Annotated in this window: 18 protein-coding genes and 1 pseudogene; 15 read left to right on the top strand and 4 right to left on the bottom strand. The window is 47.6% G+C overall.

What is annotated here, in order from left to right; genetic code table 11:
- Positions 1–69: 69 nt before the first annotated feature.
- From ACYVEA_RS16760 to ACYVEA_RS16745, 4 genes and pseudogenes are all read left to right on the top strand, one after another.
- A complete protein-coding gene (locus ACYVEA_RS16760; protein ID WP_461114573.1) occupies positions 70–1,179 on the top strand; it encodes a sensor histidine kinase in 1,110 nt (369 codons plus the stop codon).
- Positions 1,176–1,934: a LytR/AlgR family response regulator transcription factor gene (locus ACYVEA_RS16755; RefSeq protein ID WP_461114572.1), complete on the top strand. Its 759-nt coding sequence runs from the start codon at positions 1,176–1,178 to the stop codon at positions 1,932–1,934. Before ACYVEA_RS16760 ends, ACYVEA_RS16755 begins: the two co-directional genes overlap by 4 nt.
- Before the next feature lie 178 nt (positions 1,935–2,112).
- A pseudogene (locus ACYVEA_RS16750) lies at positions 2,113–5,444 on the top strand (glycosyl hydrolase).
- 112 nt (positions 5,445–5,556) lie between these two features.
- Positions 5,557–6,594 (top strand): sugar phosphate isomerase/epimerase family protein, encoded by a 1,038-nt coding sequence (locus ACYVEA_RS16745; RefSeq protein ID WP_461114571.1) that lies wholly within the window; start codon positions 5,557–5,559, stop codon positions 6,592–6,594.
- Positions 6,595–6,701: 107 nt separating this feature from the next.
- Here ACYVEA_RS16745 and ACYVEA_RS16740 read toward each other — a convergent pair whose 3' ends face one another.
- A complete protein-coding gene (locus ACYVEA_RS16740) occupies positions 6,702–7,040 on the bottom strand; it encodes a winged helix-turn-helix transcriptional regulator (RefSeq protein ID WP_461114570.1) in 339 nt (112 codons plus the stop codon).
- A 110-nt stretch (positions 7,041–7,150) separates the two neighbouring features.
- On the opposite strand from ACYVEA_RS16740, the gene ACYVEA_RS16735 reads away from it, so the two are divergent.
- From ACYVEA_RS16735 to ACYVEA_RS16705, 7 genes are all read left to right on the top strand, one after another.
- Positions 7,151–7,588, top strand: a complete 438-nt coding sequence (locus ACYVEA_RS16735) for a DoxX family protein (RefSeq protein ID WP_461114569.1) — start codon at positions 7,151–7,153, stop codon at positions 7,586–7,588.
- A 128-nt stretch (positions 7,589–7,716) separates the two neighbouring features.
- A complete protein-coding gene (locus ACYVEA_RS16730) occupies positions 7,717–8,631 on the top strand; it encodes a helix-turn-helix domain-containing protein (RefSeq protein WP_461114568.1) in 915 nt (304 codons plus the stop codon).
- A 104-nt stretch (positions 8,632–8,735) separates the two neighbouring features.
- Positions 8,736–9,623 carry an NmrA family NAD(P)-binding protein gene (locus ACYVEA_RS16725; protein WP_461114567.1) on the top strand — a complete coding sequence of 296 codons (888 nt, stop codon included), beginning with the start codon at positions 8,736–8,738 and terminating at the stop codon, positions 9,621–9,623.
- Positions 9,624–9,649: 26 nt separating this feature from the next.
- A complete protein-coding gene (locus ACYVEA_RS16720; RefSeq protein WP_461114566.1) occupies positions 9,650–10,510 on the top strand; it encodes an SDR family oxidoreductase in 861 nt (286 codons plus the stop codon).
- Positions 10,511–10,801: 291 nt separating this feature from the next.
- Complete coding sequence (locus tag ACYVEA_RS16715) at positions 10,802–11,194, top strand: DoxX family protein (RefSeq protein ID WP_461114565.1); 393 nt, start codon at positions 10,802–10,804, stop codon at positions 11,192–11,194.
- Positions 11,195–11,380: 186 nt separating this feature from the next.
- Positions 11,381–12,271 carry an NmrA family NAD(P)-binding protein gene (locus tag ACYVEA_RS16710; RefSeq protein WP_461114564.1) on the top strand — a complete coding sequence of 297 codons (891 nt, stop codon included), beginning with the start codon at positions 11,381–11,383 and terminating at the stop codon, positions 12,269–12,271.
- Positions 12,272–12,283: 12 nt separating this feature from the next.
- Positions 12,284–13,204, top strand: a complete 921-nt coding sequence (locus ACYVEA_RS16705) for a helix-turn-helix domain-containing protein (RefSeq protein ID WP_461114563.1) — start codon at positions 12,284–12,286, stop codon at positions 13,202–13,204.
- Between the two features lie 124 nt (positions 13,205–13,328).
- Here the strand turns inward: ACYVEA_RS16705 and ACYVEA_RS16700 are convergent, their stop codons facing one another.
- From ACYVEA_RS16700 to ACYVEA_RS16690, 3 genes are all read right to left on the bottom strand, one after another.
- Positions 13,329–14,000, bottom strand: coding sequence for a YceI family protein (locus ACYVEA_RS16700; protein ID WP_461114562.1), 672 nt, complete (start codon positions 13,998–14,000; stop codon positions 13,329–13,331).
- Positions 14,001–14,457: 457 nt separating this feature from the next.
- Complete coding sequence (locus tag ACYVEA_RS16695; RefSeq protein WP_461114561.1) at positions 14,458–15,279, bottom strand: alpha/beta fold hydrolase; 822 nt, start codon at positions 15,277–15,279, stop codon at positions 14,458–14,460.
- A gap of 128 nt (positions 15,280–15,407) precedes the next feature.
- On the bottom strand, positions 15,408–16,406 hold the full coding sequence (locus ACYVEA_RS16690; protein WP_461114560.1) for a glycoside hydrolase family 43 protein: 999 nt from the start codon (positions 16,404–16,406) through the stop codon (positions 15,408–15,410).
- 122 nt (positions 16,407–16,528) lie between these two features.
- On the opposite strand from ACYVEA_RS16690, the gene ACYVEA_RS16685 reads away from it, so the two are divergent.
- The 4 genes from ACYVEA_RS16685 (at position 16,529) to ACYVEA_RS16670 (ending at position 20,388) form a co-directional block, all read left to right on the top strand.
- The gene (locus ACYVEA_RS16685) at positions 16,529–17,419 is read left to right on the top strand and encodes an AraC family transcriptional regulator (protein WP_461114559.1); all 891 of its coding nucleotides are present in this window, start codon (positions 16,529–16,531) and stop codon (positions 17,417–17,419) included.
- A gap of 66 nt (positions 17,420–17,485) precedes the next feature.
- Positions 17,486–18,223, top strand: a complete 738-nt coding sequence (locus ACYVEA_RS16680) for an SDR family oxidoreductase (RefSeq protein WP_461114558.1) — start codon at positions 17,486–17,488, stop codon at positions 18,221–18,223.
- Positions 18,224–18,491: 268 nt separating this feature from the next.
- The gene (locus ACYVEA_RS16675; RefSeq protein ID WP_461114557.1) at positions 18,492–19,484 is read left to right on the top strand and encodes an NADP-dependent oxidoreductase; all 993 of its coding nucleotides are present in this window, start codon (positions 18,492–18,494) and stop codon (positions 19,482–19,484) included.
- Positions 19,471–20,388: a helix-turn-helix domain-containing protein gene (locus ACYVEA_RS16670; protein ID WP_461114556.1), complete on the top strand. Its 918-nt coding sequence runs from the start codon at positions 19,471–19,473 to the stop codon at positions 20,386–20,388. The genes ACYVEA_RS16675 and ACYVEA_RS16670 overlap by 14 nt, the downstream gene beginning before the upstream one ends.
- The last annotated feature ends 23 nt before the right edge of the window (positions 20,389–20,411 follow it).

The following is a 20,411-nucleotide window of genomic DNA, read 5'->3' as shown; positions in this document are numbered from 1 at the left end:
GTCGTTTCTTCGTGGGTTATGTGATGTAGTAGCCAATTGGCACCTTTGCCTTTTTACTGACAACGTATCATGGTCGCAAAACTAACGTACCAGCAAAAATGGCAATTAGCCATCCGGTTGCTGGTCCTCTATTCCCCCTTAATACTTTATATCAACCTGCCCGAATCGGTTCGTAATCCGGTCAGTCTGGTGAAAGCATTACCATTTATAGGTTTTTTCTTTCTTAGTGCACTGGGCTTATATTTTATCTGGATTACAGCTACTGACTGGATTCAGCTGCAACTATTCCGATGGTTTGGAGATAATTTTCTGCTCGATTTCAGCTGGCGGGCACTCACGTTAACCATGCTGATCTCGCTTGGACTGGCTCTGCTTTACGCCCAGGTTTTCCAACTGATCGTTTCCGGCTTTTTTTTCCTGTTTTTCCAGAGTGGTTTTATAGCGCAACCCAAGGGCCATGCCCCGCCATTTACACCCGAAGTATTTGCGTACTTACAACGCGTAAACAACGTATTTAACTTGGTCGTCATGCTGTCTGCTTTCTATCTGACGATCATCACTCGCTCCTATCAGCAGCTAAAAGATGTGAAGCTTCGGGCCGAACAGTCGGAAAAAGAAGCCGCGTTGAGTCAGGTCGAAGCCTTGAAACATCAACTCAGCCCGCACTTTCTCTTTAACAGCCTCAGTATTCTTACCTCCATGGTGCATGAAGATGCTGATCTCTCGGAGCAATTCATCAAGCAGTTGTCTAAAGTATACCGCTATATTCTTGAGCAGCGCGATCAGGAGCTGGTTTCCCTCAAAACCGAAGTGGATTTTATTCGCGCTTATACATTTCTGCTTCAGATTCGTTTCGAAAACAAATTTGAGGTCCTAATCGAACTCACCCCGGCTCAGCAGGAGCAGTATCGCATTGCCCCACTTTCTCTTCAATTACTGGTCGAAAATGCGGTCAAACACAACCGGATGTCGGTTACCGAACCGCTACGTGTACGTATCTATTGCTGGGATGACGTCCTGATCGTCGAGAATATCTGGCTTCCCCGCGACCAACCCGAACCCTCAACCGGCGTAGGGCTACAGAATATTGTCAACCGTTATGCACTGCTTACCCAACGACCTGTATTGTATGGCCATCAGGATGATTCGTTTGTTGTTAAAATTCCCCTCTTACTATGAACGTCGTCATTATTGAAGATGAAGATCGCACCGCCCGGCAACTGGAGCGACTCTTGAAAAAATATGATCCCTCGATGCATGTGCTCACCCAGTTGCCGTCCGTGAAAGCCGCCGTCGCCTGGTTCAGCGAGCATCCTCAGCCCGATCTGGCCTTTATGGATATTCATCTGGAAGACGGGCTGGCCTTTCGCATTTTTGAACAGCTTACGCTGACTGTACCGGTTATTTTCACGACGGCCTACGACGAGTACGTACTGAAAGCCTTTAAGGTTAACAGCATCGATTACCTGCTAAAACCGGTTGACTACGAGGAACTGGTGGCGGCTATGGAAAAATTCAAAACCATTCGGAGCCAACCCATACTCCCCGACCTGAACACCCTGCTCCAGTTGATACAAAAGCCGCAGGCGAGCAGTTTCAAGGAGCGATTTATGGTCACGATCGGCACCAAAATTCATAGCATTGAGGTAGCTGACATCGCTTATTTCTATTCAGAGGAAAAGGCGACATTCCTACTCACCAAAGTTGGCCAGTTACTTCCCCTCGAATACAGTCTGGATCAGCTATCGGGACTGGTTAACCCAGGCCATTTTTTTCGGGTGAATCGCCAGTTCATTGTAGCCAGAACAGCTATCCAGACCGTTCATGCGTATTCAGCGGGGAAACTCAAACTCGATCTGCTGCCTGCCTCCCGCCATGAAGTATTTGTCAGTATGAGTCGCCTGTCAGAGTTCAAGGACTGGTTGGGCCGTTAAGACATGCTGATCAGAATAGTGTTCCGTTACAATACATACCATACATACTTAGCTTACAATCCACTATATTTCCTTAAATTATTCAATATATACTTGGCATTCTACAGGAATGGTTAGTGGTCAATAATTCTTTATCCTATTCCTTCCCCTTATGAAAAAAATAACCTTTCTCACCTGGATGCTACCAGCGTTGGCGTTTGCCCAGCCATCCACGCTCAAAAACGGATTTCAAACCCCGCCTGATGCCGCCAAACCCCGCGTGTGGTGGCACTGGATGAACGGTAACATTACGAAAGAAGGCATTACCAAAGACCTCGAATGGATGAAGCGCGTCGGTATTGGCGGCTTTCAGAACTTCGACGCCAGCCTGCTTACGCCCAACGTAACACCTAAAAAGCTGGTGTTTATGACCCCCGAATGGAAAGACGCCTTTAAGCACACCACTGATCTGGCCCAAAAACTTGGGCTCGAAATGGCCATTGCCGGGTCGCCGGGGTGGAGCGTAACGGGTGGCCCCTGGGTACCAGCCAGTGATGCCATGAAAAAATATGTCTGGTCCGAAACGTGGGTTACGGGTGGGCAGGCATTCTCGGGTAAATTGCCCCAGCCGCCCGCCACGACGGGCAAATTTCAGAATGTGGCGCTGGCTCCCGATATGTTGAGTAATACGACCACGGCAGAAAAACAGTCGGGCTACTACGCCGATGCTGCCGTAATCGCTTACCGCCTGCCAACTGCTGAGAAGCCCATGGCGTCCCTGAATCCGAAAATTACATCGAGTGGCGGTACGTTCAGTCTGGCCGAATTGACCGATGGCGACCTGGCGAATGCCAAAACGCTGCCACCAATGGAAGTTGGTCAGGATATGTGGATACAGTATGAATTCGATAGCCCACAGACGATCAAGGCCTTCACTATCGTAGGCTCAGCTGCGGCCGGTGAGCTGGCCGAATTCAGAGGAATGCCTGACAACCGGATGCTGAAAGTGAGCGACGATGGCATAAACTTCCGGGATGTCGTTATTATCCGGGGCAGCACAATTCCCCAAAGTACGATGGGAATCCTACCGACGACGGCCAAATATTTCAGGTTTACATTTAAAACCGAGAAGCCCGAAGGAAATCCATTTGCGGCCATGATGGGCGGCCGTGCTGAACCCGGAAAGCCACAGGGCGTGCCCGTAGCCGAACTGGTGCTGCACAATACCGACCGGGTCGACCTGTTTGAACAAAAAGCTGGTTTTAGCGCCTGGCAGGAACCTACGCACTCACTGATAAAGCCCGGTGCCGATGTCATTCCTACGCAGGACGTAGTGGATTTGACGGCCCAAATGGGCGCCGACGGTACGTTGAACTGGACCGCTCCAGCCGGAAATTGGGTAGTAATGCGGCTGGGGTATTCGATAACAGGTCGAAAAAATCACCCGGCCTCGCCCGAAGCTACGGGTCTTGAAGTGGATAAGCTCGACAACGTAGCGGTTCGAAAATACATCGATACGTATCTGGACATGTACAAGGATGCCACCGGTGGCCAGATGGGTGCCAAGGGGTTGCAGTACATGGTGCTGGATAGCTATGAAGCGGGCCACATGACCTGGACTAAGGCCATGCCTGAGGAGTTTCTGAAACGGCGAGGTTATGACATCAAACCCTGGCTTCCTGTGTTGACGGGTCGTATTGTGAACAGTGCCGAAGATAGTGAGAAATTCCTGTGGGATTTTCGAAAGACCATTGGTGAACTGATCGTCGACAATCATTATGATGTGATCGGCGATGCGCTGCACGCTCGTGGCATGAAGCGCTATACAGAGTCGCACGAAAATGGTCGGATTTACCTGGCCGATGGTATGGATGTGAAACGCAAAGCCGAAATTCCGATGTCGGCCATGTGGACACCGGGCAGCCTGGCAGGCGGTAGCGACGAGGAAGTACGTAGTGAGGCCGACATCCGGGAAGCGGCTTCGGTGGCGCACATCTACGGGCAGAATCTGGTAGCGGCTGAGTCGATGACCTCCGTTCAAAATGCGTTTAGCTGGCATCCGGAGAAACTTAAGCGCACCGCCGATCTGGAAATGGCGTCGGGCCTGAATCGCTTTGTGATCCATACGTCAGTACACCAGCCGCTGGACGACAGGAAACCGGGCTTTTCGCTCGGACCTTTCGGCCAGTATTTTACCCGACAGGAAACCTGGGCCGAGCAGGCAAAACCCTGGATGGATTACCTCGGCCGGAGTTGCTTCTTATTGCAACAGGGCAAACCCGTTGTAGACGTATTGTATTACTACGGCGAGAACAACAACATCACGCAGGTATTTGCTCAAAAACTGCCTGCTATACCGGCTGGCTACGCGTTTGATTTTGCTAACTCATCCGTAGTAAAGAATGCGCTACGTATAGAAGGAGGCAAAATCAGTACGCCCAGTGGTCAGCAATACCGCCTGCTGGTGTTGGACTCCTCAGCGAGAACGATGACTCTACCCGTGCTGAAAAAACTGGGTGAACTGGTCAAAGCTGGTATGAAAGTGGCTGGGGTCAACCCGAACGCTCGCCTAGTATGAGCGATAATGCGACCGAGTTCACTACGTTGGTGAATCAGATCTGGAGCAACCCGAACGTATCGACAAAACCGGTGGAGGCCGTATTAAAAGAGATGAGCATTCAGCCGGATGTGGATATTTCCGGAGCCAAATCGAAGGTGCTGTATGTTCACCGCCAAACCAACGACCGCGACGGCGGTGATGCGGCATCCCGATCGACCGACCTCTACTGGCTCGATAACCGCAGTGAGAACCCCACCGAAGCCACCGTCAGCTTTCGGATGGCGGGTAAAGTGCCGGAACTATGGAATCCACAAACAGGCAAAACCTCAACCGTGTCCTATCAGATTAAAGACGGGCGCACAATTGTGCCTCTCAAGTTTGAATCGTGGGAAGCGTATTTTATCATCTTCCATGACAAAGCGACGGTTGTTTCGTACACTAAACCTGCCATTACCGAATCACCCGTTGCCAACGTAGCGAGTGCCTGGACGGTTAACTTTCAGGAAGGTCGGGGCGCTCCCCAGAAAGCCACGTTTACTACGCTGTCGTCGTTGACAGAAAATGCCGATCCGGGTGTCAAATACTTTTCCGGTACGGCGGCCTACGATAATACGTTCGACGTACCAACCGTCGCTAAAAACGCGTCATACATTCTTGATCTGGGTGAGGTAAAGAATATCGCCGAGGTGATTGTCAACGGCAAAAACGTGGGTACAGTCTGGAAAAAACCCTTTCGCATCGACATAACCGATGCGCTGAAATCCGGACGTAATACCGTTCAGATAAAGGTAACCAACCTATGGGTTAACCGACTCATCGGCGACGCCCAACCCGGTGTGACCAACAAGATCACGTACACTACGTTGCCATTTTATAAAGCTGACGCTCCCCTACTGCCGTCTGGCCTCTTAGGACCCGTTCGCGTACTGGCAGCTACTCCTGCTTCGTCCACCAACGAGGTAAAGCGGTAATCAGGTACGCACTGGCGAAGAAGCTTTATGCTTACCGCCAGCCAAAAGTATTTGCTCAGGAGTAAATGCTTTATACGCCTATAAACCAATCAAGTCTACCGCATTTAAGATCATGAAAAACCAACCAACACGCCGTCAGTTTCTGGGCGCTTCGGCCGCGCTCGTTGCCGGGACAGTAGCAGGCACGAACAAATTATTTGGTGCACCAGCTATTATCCGAAACCTGGGCAAGCCCAACTCGCTGATCAACGGTGTACAGATTGGCGTCATTACGTATTCATTCCGGGAAATGCCCGACCAAAGCGCCGAAGCTACGTTAAAATATGTACTGGATTGTGGAATCAGTGCGATTGAACTGATGGGTGGCCCTGCCGAGACGTTTGCGGGCGCCCCGAAAAATTCGGTCGATATGAAGACGGTCTTTCCGTTAATGCGGAAACGGCGCGAAAACCAAACCCTGACCGAAGACGAACAGAAAACACTGGCCGAAGCGGATGCACAAACGAAAGCCTACCGGGAAGAAATGTCGAAGTGGCGGATGTCTGCGCCCATGGATAAGTTCGAGAAGGTCCGCAAGATGTACAACCAGGCAGGTGTGACCATCTATGGATTCAAACCCGATGCGTTCGGCATTCAGAATTCAGATGCGGATATTGACTATGGAATGCGGGCCGCTAAAATACTGGGGGCTAATCAGGTAACGGTCGAACATCCGGCCAACGATGCACAGACGCTCAGGCTGGGCAAAATGGCGGTGAAGCATGGGTTACGCGTGGGCTATCACGGGCATGAGCAGCAGACGCCAACTTTCTGGGATACGGCGCTGGCCCAATCGCCGGGTAATGCCATGAATTTTGATTTAGGCCACTACGTAGCAGCCGGTCAGCCAGATCCGCTGGGCCTGATTCGTCAGAAGCACGACCGCATTGCCAGTATGCACATCAAAGACCGTCAGTTACCAGCTAATGGCAAGGGAAATCTGCCGTGGGGCCAGGGCGATACGCCTTTACTTCCCGTACTGCAACTGATGCGTGAACAGAAGTACAAATTCCCGGCTACGGTCGAACTGGAATACCAGATACCCGCGGGCTCAAACTCGGTCGCCGAAGTGAAAAAATGCGTCGATTTTTGCCGTAATGCGTTGAGTTAGGAGTATAAGCTTCCGTAACACCGGGTTAAAACCCGGCGCAAGTGGCAAGAACTAATGCACTGCGCCGGGTTTTAACCCGGTGTTACGTCTTGCATAAGTCGTAGCCATCATTTCCCAATGATTTCTTTACGATGGGCTAATCCCCAATAATGAAGCTCGTCCATCACTTTCTCCAGTGACTTTCCATGTGCTGTAATGGCATATTCCACCGTCGGAGGGAACGTAGCATGGACAGTTCGCTGAATCAATTTATTCGCTTCCAGGCTTTTCAACTCTTTCGACAGTGTTTTGTCGGTAATCCCAGGGACTTCCTTTGACAGTTGCTTAAAGCGCTTGTTTCCTGCTGACAGGGCGAACAATATGAGCAGTTTCCATCTGCCTTCCAGGGCTTCTAACGCATCTTTGATAGAAAGTGCTGTTTTGGGGCATCCACCTTTAGTTAGCATGTGTTCTTTCTGGGGTTGGTAAATTCCACGATACTATCAGATTGGATAGCGCTATCCAAGGTGGAAGTACTATCCATTAGAAAGCAAATGTAAATACTTTTGGGACTTGAATGAGCAATGATCATAGCATGTCAAGTCAACGAAAATCGTCAAAAGCAATTCACCTTATTCTCTGGGTGGCGCAGGTAGTTCTGGCGGCCACTTTTATCTGGGCAGCCGCCATGAAATTATTTCAACCTGTAGAAAAGCTGGCGGCTCTGTGGCCTTGGACAGGCCAAATTCCCGGAATAGTGGTAAAGCTTACCGGGCTCATAGATCTAGTAGGTGCCATTGGGTTAATACTGCCCTCATTGCTACGTATCAAGCCACAACTTACGCCGATTGCAGCCATCGGAGTTATAGCCCTTATGCTATGCGCCAGTATTTTCCATATTGCAAGAGGAGAAGCGGCACAAATAGGGGCGAATATTGTTTTTGCAGGTATGGCTGCTTTTATAGCGTGGGGAAGGTTCACCAAAGCACCGATTATTGAGCGTCCTTACAACTAGTATCCACAAAAAACATCTATGTGTTAACCATTAAAACCAGACGTTTAAACGCTACGTTCTCGGTAGACACTAACTTTACTGTGGGTCCAGTATTCAAGTATTTGTTTCCTCAACACTATTCTTTAGCCATGAAAAATACTCAGCCTCAGCGCATTAAAACAATTACTGAATATCATCAGCTCTTGGGCCTTCCAAAGCCGGAACATCCATTAATCAGCTTAGTCAGTTTTGAAAGCCTTAAACGTGTGTCAGGTCATAACCTAACAAGTCGCACCCATGATTTTTACTCTATCGCGCTGAAACGGAATTTCAATGGTAAAATGAAGTACGGGCAACAGGAATATGATTTTGACGAAGGGGTGATGATCTTCATTTCGCCCGGTCAGGTTTTTTCAATTGAGGCTGATAAAGATGTAAAACATACTGGATGGTTATTATTGATCCATCCTGATTATTTGTGGAATACGCCGTTGGCTAAAACCATAAAGCAGTATGAATATTTTAGCTATTCGGTCAATGAAGCCCTGCATCTTTCGGAAAAAGAAGAAGTAATGATTACCGGCATCCTGCAAAACATTGGGCAGGAATATCACTCAAACATTGATAAATTCAGCCAGAACGTCATTATCGCCCAGCTCGACTTATTACTGACATACGCTGACCGGTTTTATCATCGCCAATTCATCACCCGGAAAATTGCCAATCACAAAATCCTGGATCGGCTGGAAACTATTCTCACAGACTATTTCAACAGCGACGCCCTGGTGAAACAGGGCCTACCCACGGTTCAATACGTTGCCGACGCCCTGAACGTATCACCTAACTACCTAAGCGTCTTACTAAACGTATTAACAGGCCAGAGTACCCAACAGCATATACACGACAAATTGATCTCAACCGCGAAAGAGAAATTATCTACCACCGACTTGTCGGTCAGTGAAATCGCTTATGAACTAGGGTTTGAGCATTCGCAGTCGTTCAGCAAATTATTCAAAAGCAAGACCAATCATTCGCCTTTGGAATTCCGGCAGTCGTTCAACTGACCGCCAGCCAAGAAACGGCTACAACAGTCTGAGATTACGCTACAAGACTAAATCCTGAGGCATGGACCTTTGTACAGCAACAAAAACAAACTATTGCTGTACATATGAAAGTTGTAATAACAGGTTCGTTAGGGCATATCGGCAAGCCACTGGCCGAGGAATTAGTACAGAAAGGTCACACCGTCATAGTGATCAGCAGTAAGCCAGACAAGCAATCAGCAATTGAAACGCTGGGAGCCACAGCAGCCATTGGCTCACTGGAAGACGTTGATTTTCTGGCATCTACGTTTACCGGAACCGATGCCGTATTTGCGATGATACCACCCAACTACGCTGAACTCGATCAGTTGGCGTATTACCGCCGGATCGGCAGTAACTATGCACAAGCCCTTCAGGGATCGGGCGTAAACCATGTCATTCACCTCAGTAGCTACGGGGCACATTTAGCCAAAGGCACCGGCTTCATCCTTGGCTCCTACCATACAGAAAACATCATCAATGAGTTGCCTGACGTAGCGATCACCCATTTGCGTCCCGGCTACTTTTATTACAACCTGTACAGCCTTGTGGATATGATCAAAGAGCAGGGCATCATGGGCGCAGTCTATGGTGGCGATGACAAACTGGTGATGGTGGCCCCGAGCGATATTGCCGCCGTCGCTGCAGAAGAACTGGGAAAACCAGTTATGGGTAGACATATACGCTACGTAGCGAGTGATGACCGTAGTGCCAGCGAAGTTGCTCATATGTTGGGAGCCGCTATTGGTAAGCCGGATTTGCAGTGGCTAACTTTTAGTGAGGAGCAAGTGAAAGAGGCATTGACGAAGAGCGGCATGCCAGCACCTCTCGTGGCAAATTTTGTAGAATTGGGGGCCAGTATTCACAGCGGTGCATTGCGGGAAGATTATGACCTGCATAAGCCAGCCGTTATGGGCAACGTAAAACTGGAAGAGTTTGCCCAGGAATTCGCGGCTGCTTTTCAAAAAGCGTAATTGTCTTTCTACAAAAAATTACAACTATGCTATTAGTAACAGGCGCGACCGGCCAATTAGGTACAATAGTGATCCAGCATCTATTGAAAAAGACATCTGCCAACCAGATTGCCGCATTGGTACGAGACGAAAGCAAAGCTGCTGACTTAATTGATAGAGGTGTCGATATTCGCCCAGGCTCCTATGATGATATTGCCTCGCTCGACAAAGCTATGCAGGGTATTAACAAGGTTTTATTGATTGCCGGAACGGATGAGCACAAACGCCTTCAGCAACACCAACACGTAGTAGATGCTGCAAAAAAAGCTGGTGCTCAGTGCATTGCTTACACCAGCCGGACGTTGAAGGATAGAAATACGTTGGCGAACAAGTTAATGATGGGGCATTTTCAGACCGAAGATTACATCAAAGCAAGTGGCCTAAACTACATCGTATTCCGCAACGTCCTATATATGGACGCTATTCCACAATTCGTTGGAGGAAACGTTTTTGATACAGGTATTTTCTTGCCGACAGGCCAGGGAAAAGTGCCCTTTGCGCTTAGAAGCGACATGGGGGAGGCCATTGCCAATGCGTTATTGGCCGACAATTGTGATAACCGAATCTACCAATTCACCGGAAGTGAGCCATACTCTTTTGCCGATGTTGCGGTAACCCTGACCAACTTATCCGGCAAAGTGGTAACCTACACCTCCGCGGAGAAAACAGTGTTTGAGACGCAACTAAAAGCTCGTGGCCTACCTGACCTTATAGCTCAGCGGGTCATTGGTTTTCTAACCGACATCAAGAACGGGCAGGAAGACGAAGTAAGCAATGACCTGGAAAATCTACTTGGGAGAAAGCCCGCATCGCTTCGAGAGGGATTGAAAGCTCTTTACAATTTATAAGGGGTGCAATTGGCTTTTTGCAAAGAGACTGTCTCAACAGGGCAGTCTCTTCTTTTTTCGCTTTACCATCGGGTCATTCGTTTTCTATGTACTGGCTTCTAACCCCGCGCTATTGACTAACCTGTCGAGCGGTTGATCGATCAGCAGTTTTTTTGGCAAATGCATCAGGAGAAGCTGGATTCGTCAGATCCATCATTTTACAGAAGCAAACCCAGACCGACAATTAATCTGTAAACCTATATGACTTAAACCAGTTACAATAGCTTTGACCCCTATCAAACAGATATGACGATGAGCGAGAAAAACATAAAGAAAATAGCCCGGATTGCACTGGGAGCCAATTTAATTTTTGCCGGAATAAGCCATTTAACGTTCGCCCGAAAGGCGTTCAGAGCACAGGTGCCGGATTGGGTTCCCTTAAAGATCGATGACACAGTTGTGTATTCGGGAATTGCCGAAATTGCGTTAGGCAGCAGCCTTGTGCTAACTGACGAAGAACATCAGGAAGCCGTCGGCAAGGTTGCCGCAACCTTTTTTACGGCTGTCTTCCCCGGCAACATTTCTCAGTATGTCAATGATCGGAGTGCATTCGGCCTGGACACAGACACGAAGCGATTAGTGCGCTTATTTTTTCAGCCCGTGCTTGTCTATTGGGCTTTGAAAAGCACCAATAACCTTAAATAAACCTGACTTTAACAGGTAAAACTTTTGCTACGTGCGGTCATGACTGGGAATCGGAGAAACTGGTACAGAATGGTACGTAGCGTTCAACCCGCTGAATACCCCTCACGTTCGACTACAACAACCATAGATTTGACTACGTCTGCTTTTTAATGGCTGCCGAACTTTGCAGAAACAAAAAACAGAGACATGAAAGTTGTAGTAACAGGTTCGTTAGGACACATTGGTAATCCATTGACACAAGCGTTGGTGCAAAAAGGGCATACGGTTACGGTTATTAGCAGTAGCCCTGAACGGCAAAAAGATATTGAAGCCCTGGGGGCTACTGCCGCCATTGGATCCGTGGAAGACGTTGATTTTTTAACCACTACGTTTACTGGCGCAGATGTCGTACACGCCATGATTCCACCCAATAATGCCGTACCCGATCCGATGGCCCGTCATAAGAAGTTAGGTGAATCCCTTGTGCAAGCCATTGGGCAGTCGGGGGTGAAGCGCGTCGTTTATGTAAGCAGTTACGGCGCACAGTTAGAAAAAGGCACCGGCTTGATTGTTGGTCACCATCACGTGGAGAATGCGCTGAATGCCTTGCCAGGTGTCGAAGCAATTACGCATCTTCGTGCTACGTATATCTACTATAATTTATATGCGTTTGTCGGCATGATAAAATCGATGGGGTTTATGGCAGCAAATTATGGCGATGACGACTTAACCGTACTGGTGTCGCCAAAAGACATTGCGGCTGCTGCGGCCGATGAGATCGAGAACCAAACCAACGGTAAGCACGTACGATACGTAGCCAGTGACGAACGTACCTGCAATGAGATTGCTCAGGTGTTAGGCAATGCCATTGGCAAACCTGACTTGAAATGGGTAACAATTAGCGACGAACAAATGCAAAGCGGTATGGAAGCAAACGGTATACCCACAACCGTTGCGGCCAAACTGGTTGAAATGTTTGGTGCTTCTCATAGTGGTTTATTGCACGAAGATTATGATTTGCACAAGCCAGCGATAATGGGAAGCGTGAAGTTGGAAGAGTTTGCGAAGGAATTTGCGACAGTGTTTAATGGCAACTAAGTAGCCTGTACGATGAAACCCACACAACCTTATCGGATTAAAACGATTGCTGAGTATCACCAACTGATGGGGCTTCCTAAACCAGCGCATCCATTAATCAGTGTGATCAATATGCAAACCATCAAGCGGTTGCATGACAATGAGTCAATCAGTATGGTCTTTGATTTTTATTCCATTTCACTGAAACGGGGTTTTAATGCCAAGATTAAATACGGGCAACAGGCGTATGATTTTGATGAGGGTATCATGTTTTTCATTTCACCGGGCCAGGTTTTTGGCATCGAGGTTGAGAATGGGTCGACAATAAAACGAACGGGATGGATGTTGCTTATCCATCCCGATTTTCTCTGGAATACCTCGTTGGCCAAAACGATAAAGCAATATGAATTTTTTGATTATTCAGTCCATGAAGCCTTATTTCTATCCGAAAAAGAAGAAGTAATCATTACGGGCATGATGAAAATCATTGAGCAGGAATACCACTCAAACATTGATAAGTTCAGTCAGGATATCATCATTGCTCAGCTTGAATTATTGCTCAAGTATGCTGAACGATTTTATCAACGCCAATTCATCACCCGCAAAATTACCAATCATAAAATCCTGGATCGGCTGGAAACTATTCTCACGGACTATTTCAACAGCGATGATTTGCTGAAAAAGGGATTGCCAACCGTTCACTACGTGGCCGAGACCCTAAATATCTCGCCCACGTATTTGAGTGGCCTGCTCAAAGCCTTGACTGGACAAAGCACCCAGCAACACATACACGACAAGCTAATTTCAACCGCAAAAGAGAAGTTATCCGCCACCGACTTATCAGTCAGCGAAATTGCCTACGCCTTAGGCTTTGAACATCCGCAGTCGTTCAGCAAGCTATTCAAGACCAAAACCAACCTGTCTCCTTTAGAATTCAGGCAGTCATTCAATTGACAAAATCACTACGTGCCTGCGTCAAGCATGCAGACGCGGATATGTTATGATACGTTCGGGGGCTGGCTTTGGCGATTCTAGTTGATTCACCAAGGCCAGCCCCCGCATTATTCAGAAACCCTACTTAAAGCGGTGTTTTGGTGGCCACCATCTTTAGATCCAGCGAAAAAGTATCGTCGATGATTTTGTCGGCAGCCGTACCAATGATGGCAGCCCGGTACTTAATATCATAATCAATTCGATTGACCGTAAGCTTCGCCGTTGCCTGAGCCATATTGCCCGAAAGCGTTACCGAAGCCGGAAACGTTTGTGGTTTGGTCGTGTTTTTAATGGTCAGTTCGCCACTAACAGTATAATTAGGTTCGCCCGCTTTGGCTCCCTCAATTGGCTTCACGCTGGTGATTTTAAAGGTCGAGGTCGGGAATTTTTCCACCGCAAAAAAGTCCTCCGACCGCAAGTGATTGACCAATCTTTCGTTGAAGGGATTCGCTTCGCCTTTATCTACGTCGCGCATAGAAGTCATATCAGCGACAAAGGTTCCACCCGTGAGTTTATTCCCATCCATATTCAGTTGGCCTTTGGCAATTTTCACGATGCCATTGTGTTCTCCCGTCACTTTTTTGGCGTTCCAGCTGATGGCACTCTGGGCCGGATCAACCGTGTAGGTGGTGGCTTTGGCCACGGCATGTCGAGTAACTGTTTTGTGAGGAGATTCGCCAATACTATTGGCAGGCAGCAGACCGTTGGTCAGGCTCAGTGCGACCAGAGCGGCACCGATAAATAGGCTGTTTTGCATTAATGTACGAATGGTTAAAAGCAAGAATTTGAATTTTCACAAATAACTAATTTTCAATCGAAGAAACATCGAGCGTCAGATCAAAAATGTCAAACAAAGAAACTGTTTAACCTTTCGAATTTTACCCTAATAATAACGTGAATTATAGCCTAAAATATAGATAAATTATTGATATTCAATTAGTTATTTTTGTCATGTCGTCCTAAGGAGGGATCTTCGGACAAGACAAAGCTACTCCAACTTACCGAAGATCCCTCCTTTGTCGGGATGACAAAATCGTCTATGGTTTACTAGGCCAGTCATCTGTAATCCGCATTAATAATAGAGGCATTTATGTCATGCTGACGGAGCCGGGCGGCCGGTGCCGAAGCATGACATAAATGCCTGTCGTGTGCGTGTAACGTAGTGGTTAGTTCAACCCAGGAGAGTGCTGGAAATCGCCTGGGTTATATACTTCTCAGGATTTAATAAACGCCAACAGGTCTGCGTTGATGGTGGCCGCTTCGGTAGTGGGCATACCATGTGGAAATCCCGGATACGAAATGAGCTTTCCATTTTTCAACAGCTTTACCGCCTTTGCTCCACTAATAGGAAATGGAACGATCTGGTCGTCTTCACCATGCAGAACAAGCACCGGTATATCCACACTTTTGAGATCTTCCGTAAAATCGGTTTCCGAAAAAGCTTTGATACCATCGTGATGAGCTTTAATACTACCCATCATGCCCTGACGCCACCAATTATCCCGAATACCTTGCGATATGTTTGCTCCTTCCCGGTTGTAGCCATAAAAAGGAAGGGTAAAATCCTGAAAATACTGAGGTCGATGTGTGGCCGTACCTTCTCGTATTTCATCGAATACCGACATAGGAATACCATCCGGATTCGATTCCGTCTGCACCATGAGTGGCGTTACGGCACTGATCAATACCGCTTTCGCTACCCGTGCCTGTCCATGTTTGGCAACGTAGTGGATCACTTCTCCCCCACCGGTTGAATGGCCAATGTGTATCGCATCTTTCAAATCAAGGAATTGAGTAAGCTCCGCTACATCGGCGGCATAGGTGTCCATATCATGTCCCTCGCTGGTTTGGGATGATCGTCCATGTCCTCTTCGATCATGAGCAATCACGCGAAATCCCTCCTTTAGGAAAAACATCATTTGCCCATCCCAATCGTCGCCCGATAACGGCCAGCCGTGATGAAAAACAATCGGTTGCCCTGTTCCCCAATCTTTATAATAAATCTCGGTACCATCCTTTACTGTGATCTTAGCCATGTTTTTGGTCTTTACTTGTGAGAGGTGGCCGCTCGCGCGGTATTGCTACAGGCAATGGCTCAAAGCTAGCAAAGCAAGTCGTTTTTCCAAAGGACCGAGAGCTGAGTTGTGGGTTTCAGACGTATTGACTAAGGCAGGTAGGGCTTACCGACGACTAACTTGTCGCCGGAAAAATCTACTTCAAGTAAATGAGGATTCCGCACGGTACGGCCGTTACTCTTTCTATGACTATGAACGGACATCAACCAGTTACCAGTTAACGTCTGAAACAGCATACCATGACCATAGTTCGGCGGGGTTATGGGATCGGCCTCCTGTATCCACGGACCATCCAGCGTACCACTTTTGGAATAGGCAACGCCCTGCGTGTAGACATCATAAATCCAACTGGTCCAGATCATGCCCAGCCTACCGGTTCCTGTATGAAATAAGAAGGGTCCATCCGTTACTTTGTTAGGACCAATTTTACCATTCACGTTTTCACGACTCCAAGGGCTGTCGCTGGCGCGAAAGAGCAGTTTTCCTTCCCCAATCGAACCACTTAAATCAGGCTTCAACTCTATTTTTTCAATGGTTCCGTTCAGATTTTGCAGCCATTCATAACAATACACCATGTAAGGCTTGCCATCTTTATCTACCCAAAATGTGCCGTCTAAAGTAGGTTTGTCGGCGGGCAAATACGTTGGATCTTTCATGGGAACGTAAGGCCCCTCGGCTTTATCGCTGACTAACACATGGCTGGCACGGCGTTCGATGACATTTTCGCCAACCGTATCAATTTTTACCTCTCTGTTGGTGAACGTAGCAAAATAGTAGTATTTACCTTTGTACTGGTGCAGTTCGGCGGCCCAAATCATTGGGTTCTTTCCCATCCAGGATTCAGGGTCGGTCTTGGCTACTATAAAAGGACCAGTCCATGTTTTCAAGTCTTTGCTTTTCCACATCATACCCCCTGTACCGGTCATGTAGTAGGTGGCGGTCTTTTTATCGGCCAGAATAAACGGATCGCTCAGGCGAATAGAATCCAGGGGAACGTCCTGACGTAGTACTGGCGCCCGGTTTTGCGAAAAAACCGGAATCAGAGTAGCGCTAATCAACGCGAGTAGCAGCAGTGTTTTTTTGATCATTGTGCAGTGATATATAATTCGCTAAAACGTCATTCCCAACCAATTATCGTAAAGACGTAGCGAGCCTCGATGCTACTGTTGGCGATATGCGTTTATAGCTGTAAAAATCGCAGTTTTAACCAATGCAGATGGTTAGCGAGAATCAATACGTGCCGGTTTATAATCTGGAGCCAGACGAAGTAGCTGGTAATCGGAATTTTAGAGTCTATAATTTTGAAGGGATTTTACCCAGTGAGTCCGATCTTCTCGTACCGCACCGGAAGGATCACTACCTGATTGTTTTTATCAGGCGGGCTGGCAGTCGTCAATGGATTGACATGGCTCCCTATACAATTAAAGACAACACGATTTACTTCACAGGCCCTAATCAAATCATTGTAAAAGAAGGATTTGAGCAGTTATGGAGTACGGGAATTGCGTTTACGAAGGAGTTCCTGGCATTGCAGGAAAACGCTTCATTAAGCAAGCTGCCTTTAATTCAGAATCCGCAAAACGGCCATGAATTACAGCTTACGGAGGCTGACATTCTGTTTGTAGAAGACATGATGGCTAAGATCAATGTTGAGTATCAGCACCCTAGTGAATGGCAGCAACGCATGCTGGCTGCTTATTTGGCGGTGCTGCTTACGTACCTGAGCCGCCTATACACCGAGCAGTTTACAGGCAATGAAACTTCGGCGGATAAGCTTCTCCTAAAGGATTTTCAGGCTAAAATCAATGAATATTTCCACGAACTGCATGAGGTAGGTGATTACGCGTCTCTGCTGCATATTTCTGCCGGGCATTTAAGTGAGGTGGTGAAACTGCAAAGTGGTAAACCGGCTATCAAGCATATCCATGAGCGCCTGGTACTGGAAGCTCGGCGCTTGCTCTTTCATACCAATAATTCGTTAAAAGAAATTGCCTTCGAACTCGGTTTTTCAGAAGCTTCCTACTTCAACCGGTTCTTCAAACGCGAAACTGGCGTGACCCCTGCCGACTACCGCCATAACATCCGTAAAATGTACCAGTAATGCCGTAGAATGTGTTGCATCCGGGCACACTGCGCGCAGTAGCTTTGTACTGTTAACAACTTAATTATGAAAACAGTACTAATAACAGGAGCAAACAAAAGTATTGGCTTTGAAACAGCCAGACAATTACTACAACAGGGGTACTACGTATACCTGGGCAGCCGGGATATGCAGAAAGGCCAGCAGGCCGTTAGCCAGCTCCAGGCAGAGGGTTTAAATCAGGTAGAGCCAATTGAAATTGATGTAAATGACATTGCATCCATAAAGGCCGCTCGGGCCGTGTTAGGGCAAAAAACGAACGTACTGGACGTACTGATTAACAATGCGGGCATCTCCGGCACTATGCCACAGACACCGTTGGAAACGGACATCAGCGTGCTTAGGGAGGTTTTTGAAACCAATTTTTTTGGTGTCATCGAAGTAACGCAGGCGTTTATAGACCTGCTCAAGCAGTCGCCAGAGCCAAGAATTGTAAACGTTACGTCAGGCCTGGGTTCACTCACCCTGCATACTAATCCTTCATGGAAATATTATCAGGTAAAGCCAACCAGTTACGTTGCGTCTAAAGCGGCCCTCAATGCCTATACCATCGTGCTGGCTTATGATTTGCGGGATACGTCCTTTAAGGTAAATGCCGTTGATCCGGGCTACACCGCCACCGATTTTAATCACCATTCTGGCCCCGGAACCGTGCCAGATGCCGCTGCCAGGGTGGTAAAAGCAGCCATACTAGGGTCCGATGGGCCAACAGGTCAGTTCTTTAGCGATGACAACGTACCAGAAACAGGAATCAGCCCGTGGTGATCAATCGTTCGGAGGAACACTTCAGGGTACAATCTCCCGAGTCGGCTGATCGGTAAGACAACTACCTTCTTTTGCTTCAATAGAAATGCCGATGAGCCAACACGCATCGGCATTTCTATTGAGCGATACGTTCCCAATGATCATAAACTGGACGAAACTGTCTTATCAAGTCAGTTATGTTTAGATGAGTTTTGGCTAAACGAAAGGGCATTTCGGCTAAATCTGTTTTGAACGTAGTGCAGACCTTTGCATGAACAAAAACAGAACTATGAAAGCAATTAGAATTCATGAATTTGGTGGCCCTGTGGTAATGAAACTGGAAGAGGTAGAGCGTCCCGTTCCTGCCGCCGATGAGATTTTAATAAAAATGTACGCCAGCAGCGTAAATCCTGCCGATTATGTTATCCGCGAGGGTGGAAATGAAGTGTTGCGGTCTTTCCTGAAGTTACCCCTGGGCCTGGGCTTAGATGCAGCCGGTATCGTGGAGGAAACCGGCTGCGAGGTAACCGATTTCAAAAGAGGTGACAAAGTGTATGGAGTGCCAAACTTCCCCGGCGATGGCAGTTATGCGGAATATATTGCAGCAAAAGCAAATCAGTTTTCGTTAATGCCGCAGCATATCACGTTTAATGAAGCAGGAGCCCTCCCTTCATGTGCGCTTATCGCCTGGAATGGCATCGTGGATTTGGGTAACGTACAACCGGGGCAGCGTGTGCTGATTCATGGCGCAGCTGGTGGGGTGGGTAACCTGGCGGTGCAGTTTGCCAAAGCAAAAGGCGCCTATGTGATCGGAACAGCATCGGCTTATAATGTTGATTTTCTCAAAGAGTTGGGTGCCGATGAGGTAATCGATTACAATCATGAGCGTTTTGAAGAACGGCTGCGCGAGATTGACCTTGTTTTCAACGCAACGCCCATTCGGGATAACAACATCCGGTTAAAGTCGGTTGATGTCCTAAAGGAAGGTGGTCTCTTTGTCTGTACGCATCTGGATCAACCCCTCAGCGAAGATTTCCTGAACGCCCTGGCAAAAAAGAATGCCACCGGAACCCTGGTTGGCGGAGGCAGTATAACCACGTATACATCATCGCTGAGCGGTACTACCCAGCTCATTGACGAGGGTAAGGTAAAAGCGGTATTGAGCACCGTATATCCGTTGTCGCAAGTCGCAGACGCCCATCGCCAAAGCGAAACTAAACACGTGCGCGGTAAAATTGTACTCGAAATAAGAAAGGAGAACGAACCTGGTGAAACGCTTTAAAACCATTAGCGAATTTCTGCATTTCAGGCAGTTACCCAAACCACAACACCCGTTAATCTGTGTGTTCGAAGTGGAGACGGTGAGCCGTTTAAACCTGAGCGAACCAGCCGCCTGGGCTTGCGATTTTTATTGCGTTGCCTTTAAACGGGTAGCCAATGCCAATGAAATCAAATTAAAATACGGACAGCAAACCTATGACTATGATGAGGGTATTCTGTCCTTTATATCGCCTAACCAGGTAGTTGGCCTAGCTGTTGACAAGAGCGCTGTACAGCTCAAACAATCAGGATGGATGCTACTCATTCATCCTGATTTCCTATGGAATACGCAATTGGCTACAACAATCAAACACTATGATTTTTGGGATTACTCGGTCAATGAAGCCTTATTTCTATCCGAAAAAGAAGAGGACTTATTGATTGATATTCTCAACCATATTCAGCAGGAGTGCCATTCGCATATCGATACGTTCAGCAAACCCATTATCATCTCGCACCTTGAAACCCTGCTTAACTACGCCGACCGGTTTTACCATCGGCAGTTTATCACCCGGGAGAAATCCAGTCATCAACTACTGGAACGGTTGGACCACCTGTTAAGTGATTATTTCGACCAGAGAGACTTAAGCTCAAAAGGACTGCCAACGGTGGGGCATATAGCACAATCCCTGAATGTGTCTCCCAAATATTTGAGCAGCTCGTTAAAAGTACTGACCGGACAAAATACCCAACAGCATATTCATGAAAAGCTGATCGAAAAAGCAAAAGAAAAGCTGTCAACCACTGAGTTAACCATCAGTGAAATTGCATACGAATTGGGGTTTGAACATCTACAATCGTTTAGCAAGCTGTTCAAAACAAAAACGAACCAGTCACCGCTGGCGTTTAGAGCGTCCTTTCATTGAGGAGTGTCGATCATAACTTTACC

The organism is Spirosoma jeollabukense (genome assembly GCF_054777855.1).
This window is presented reverse-complemented; position numbering and strand designations above follow the sequence as displayed.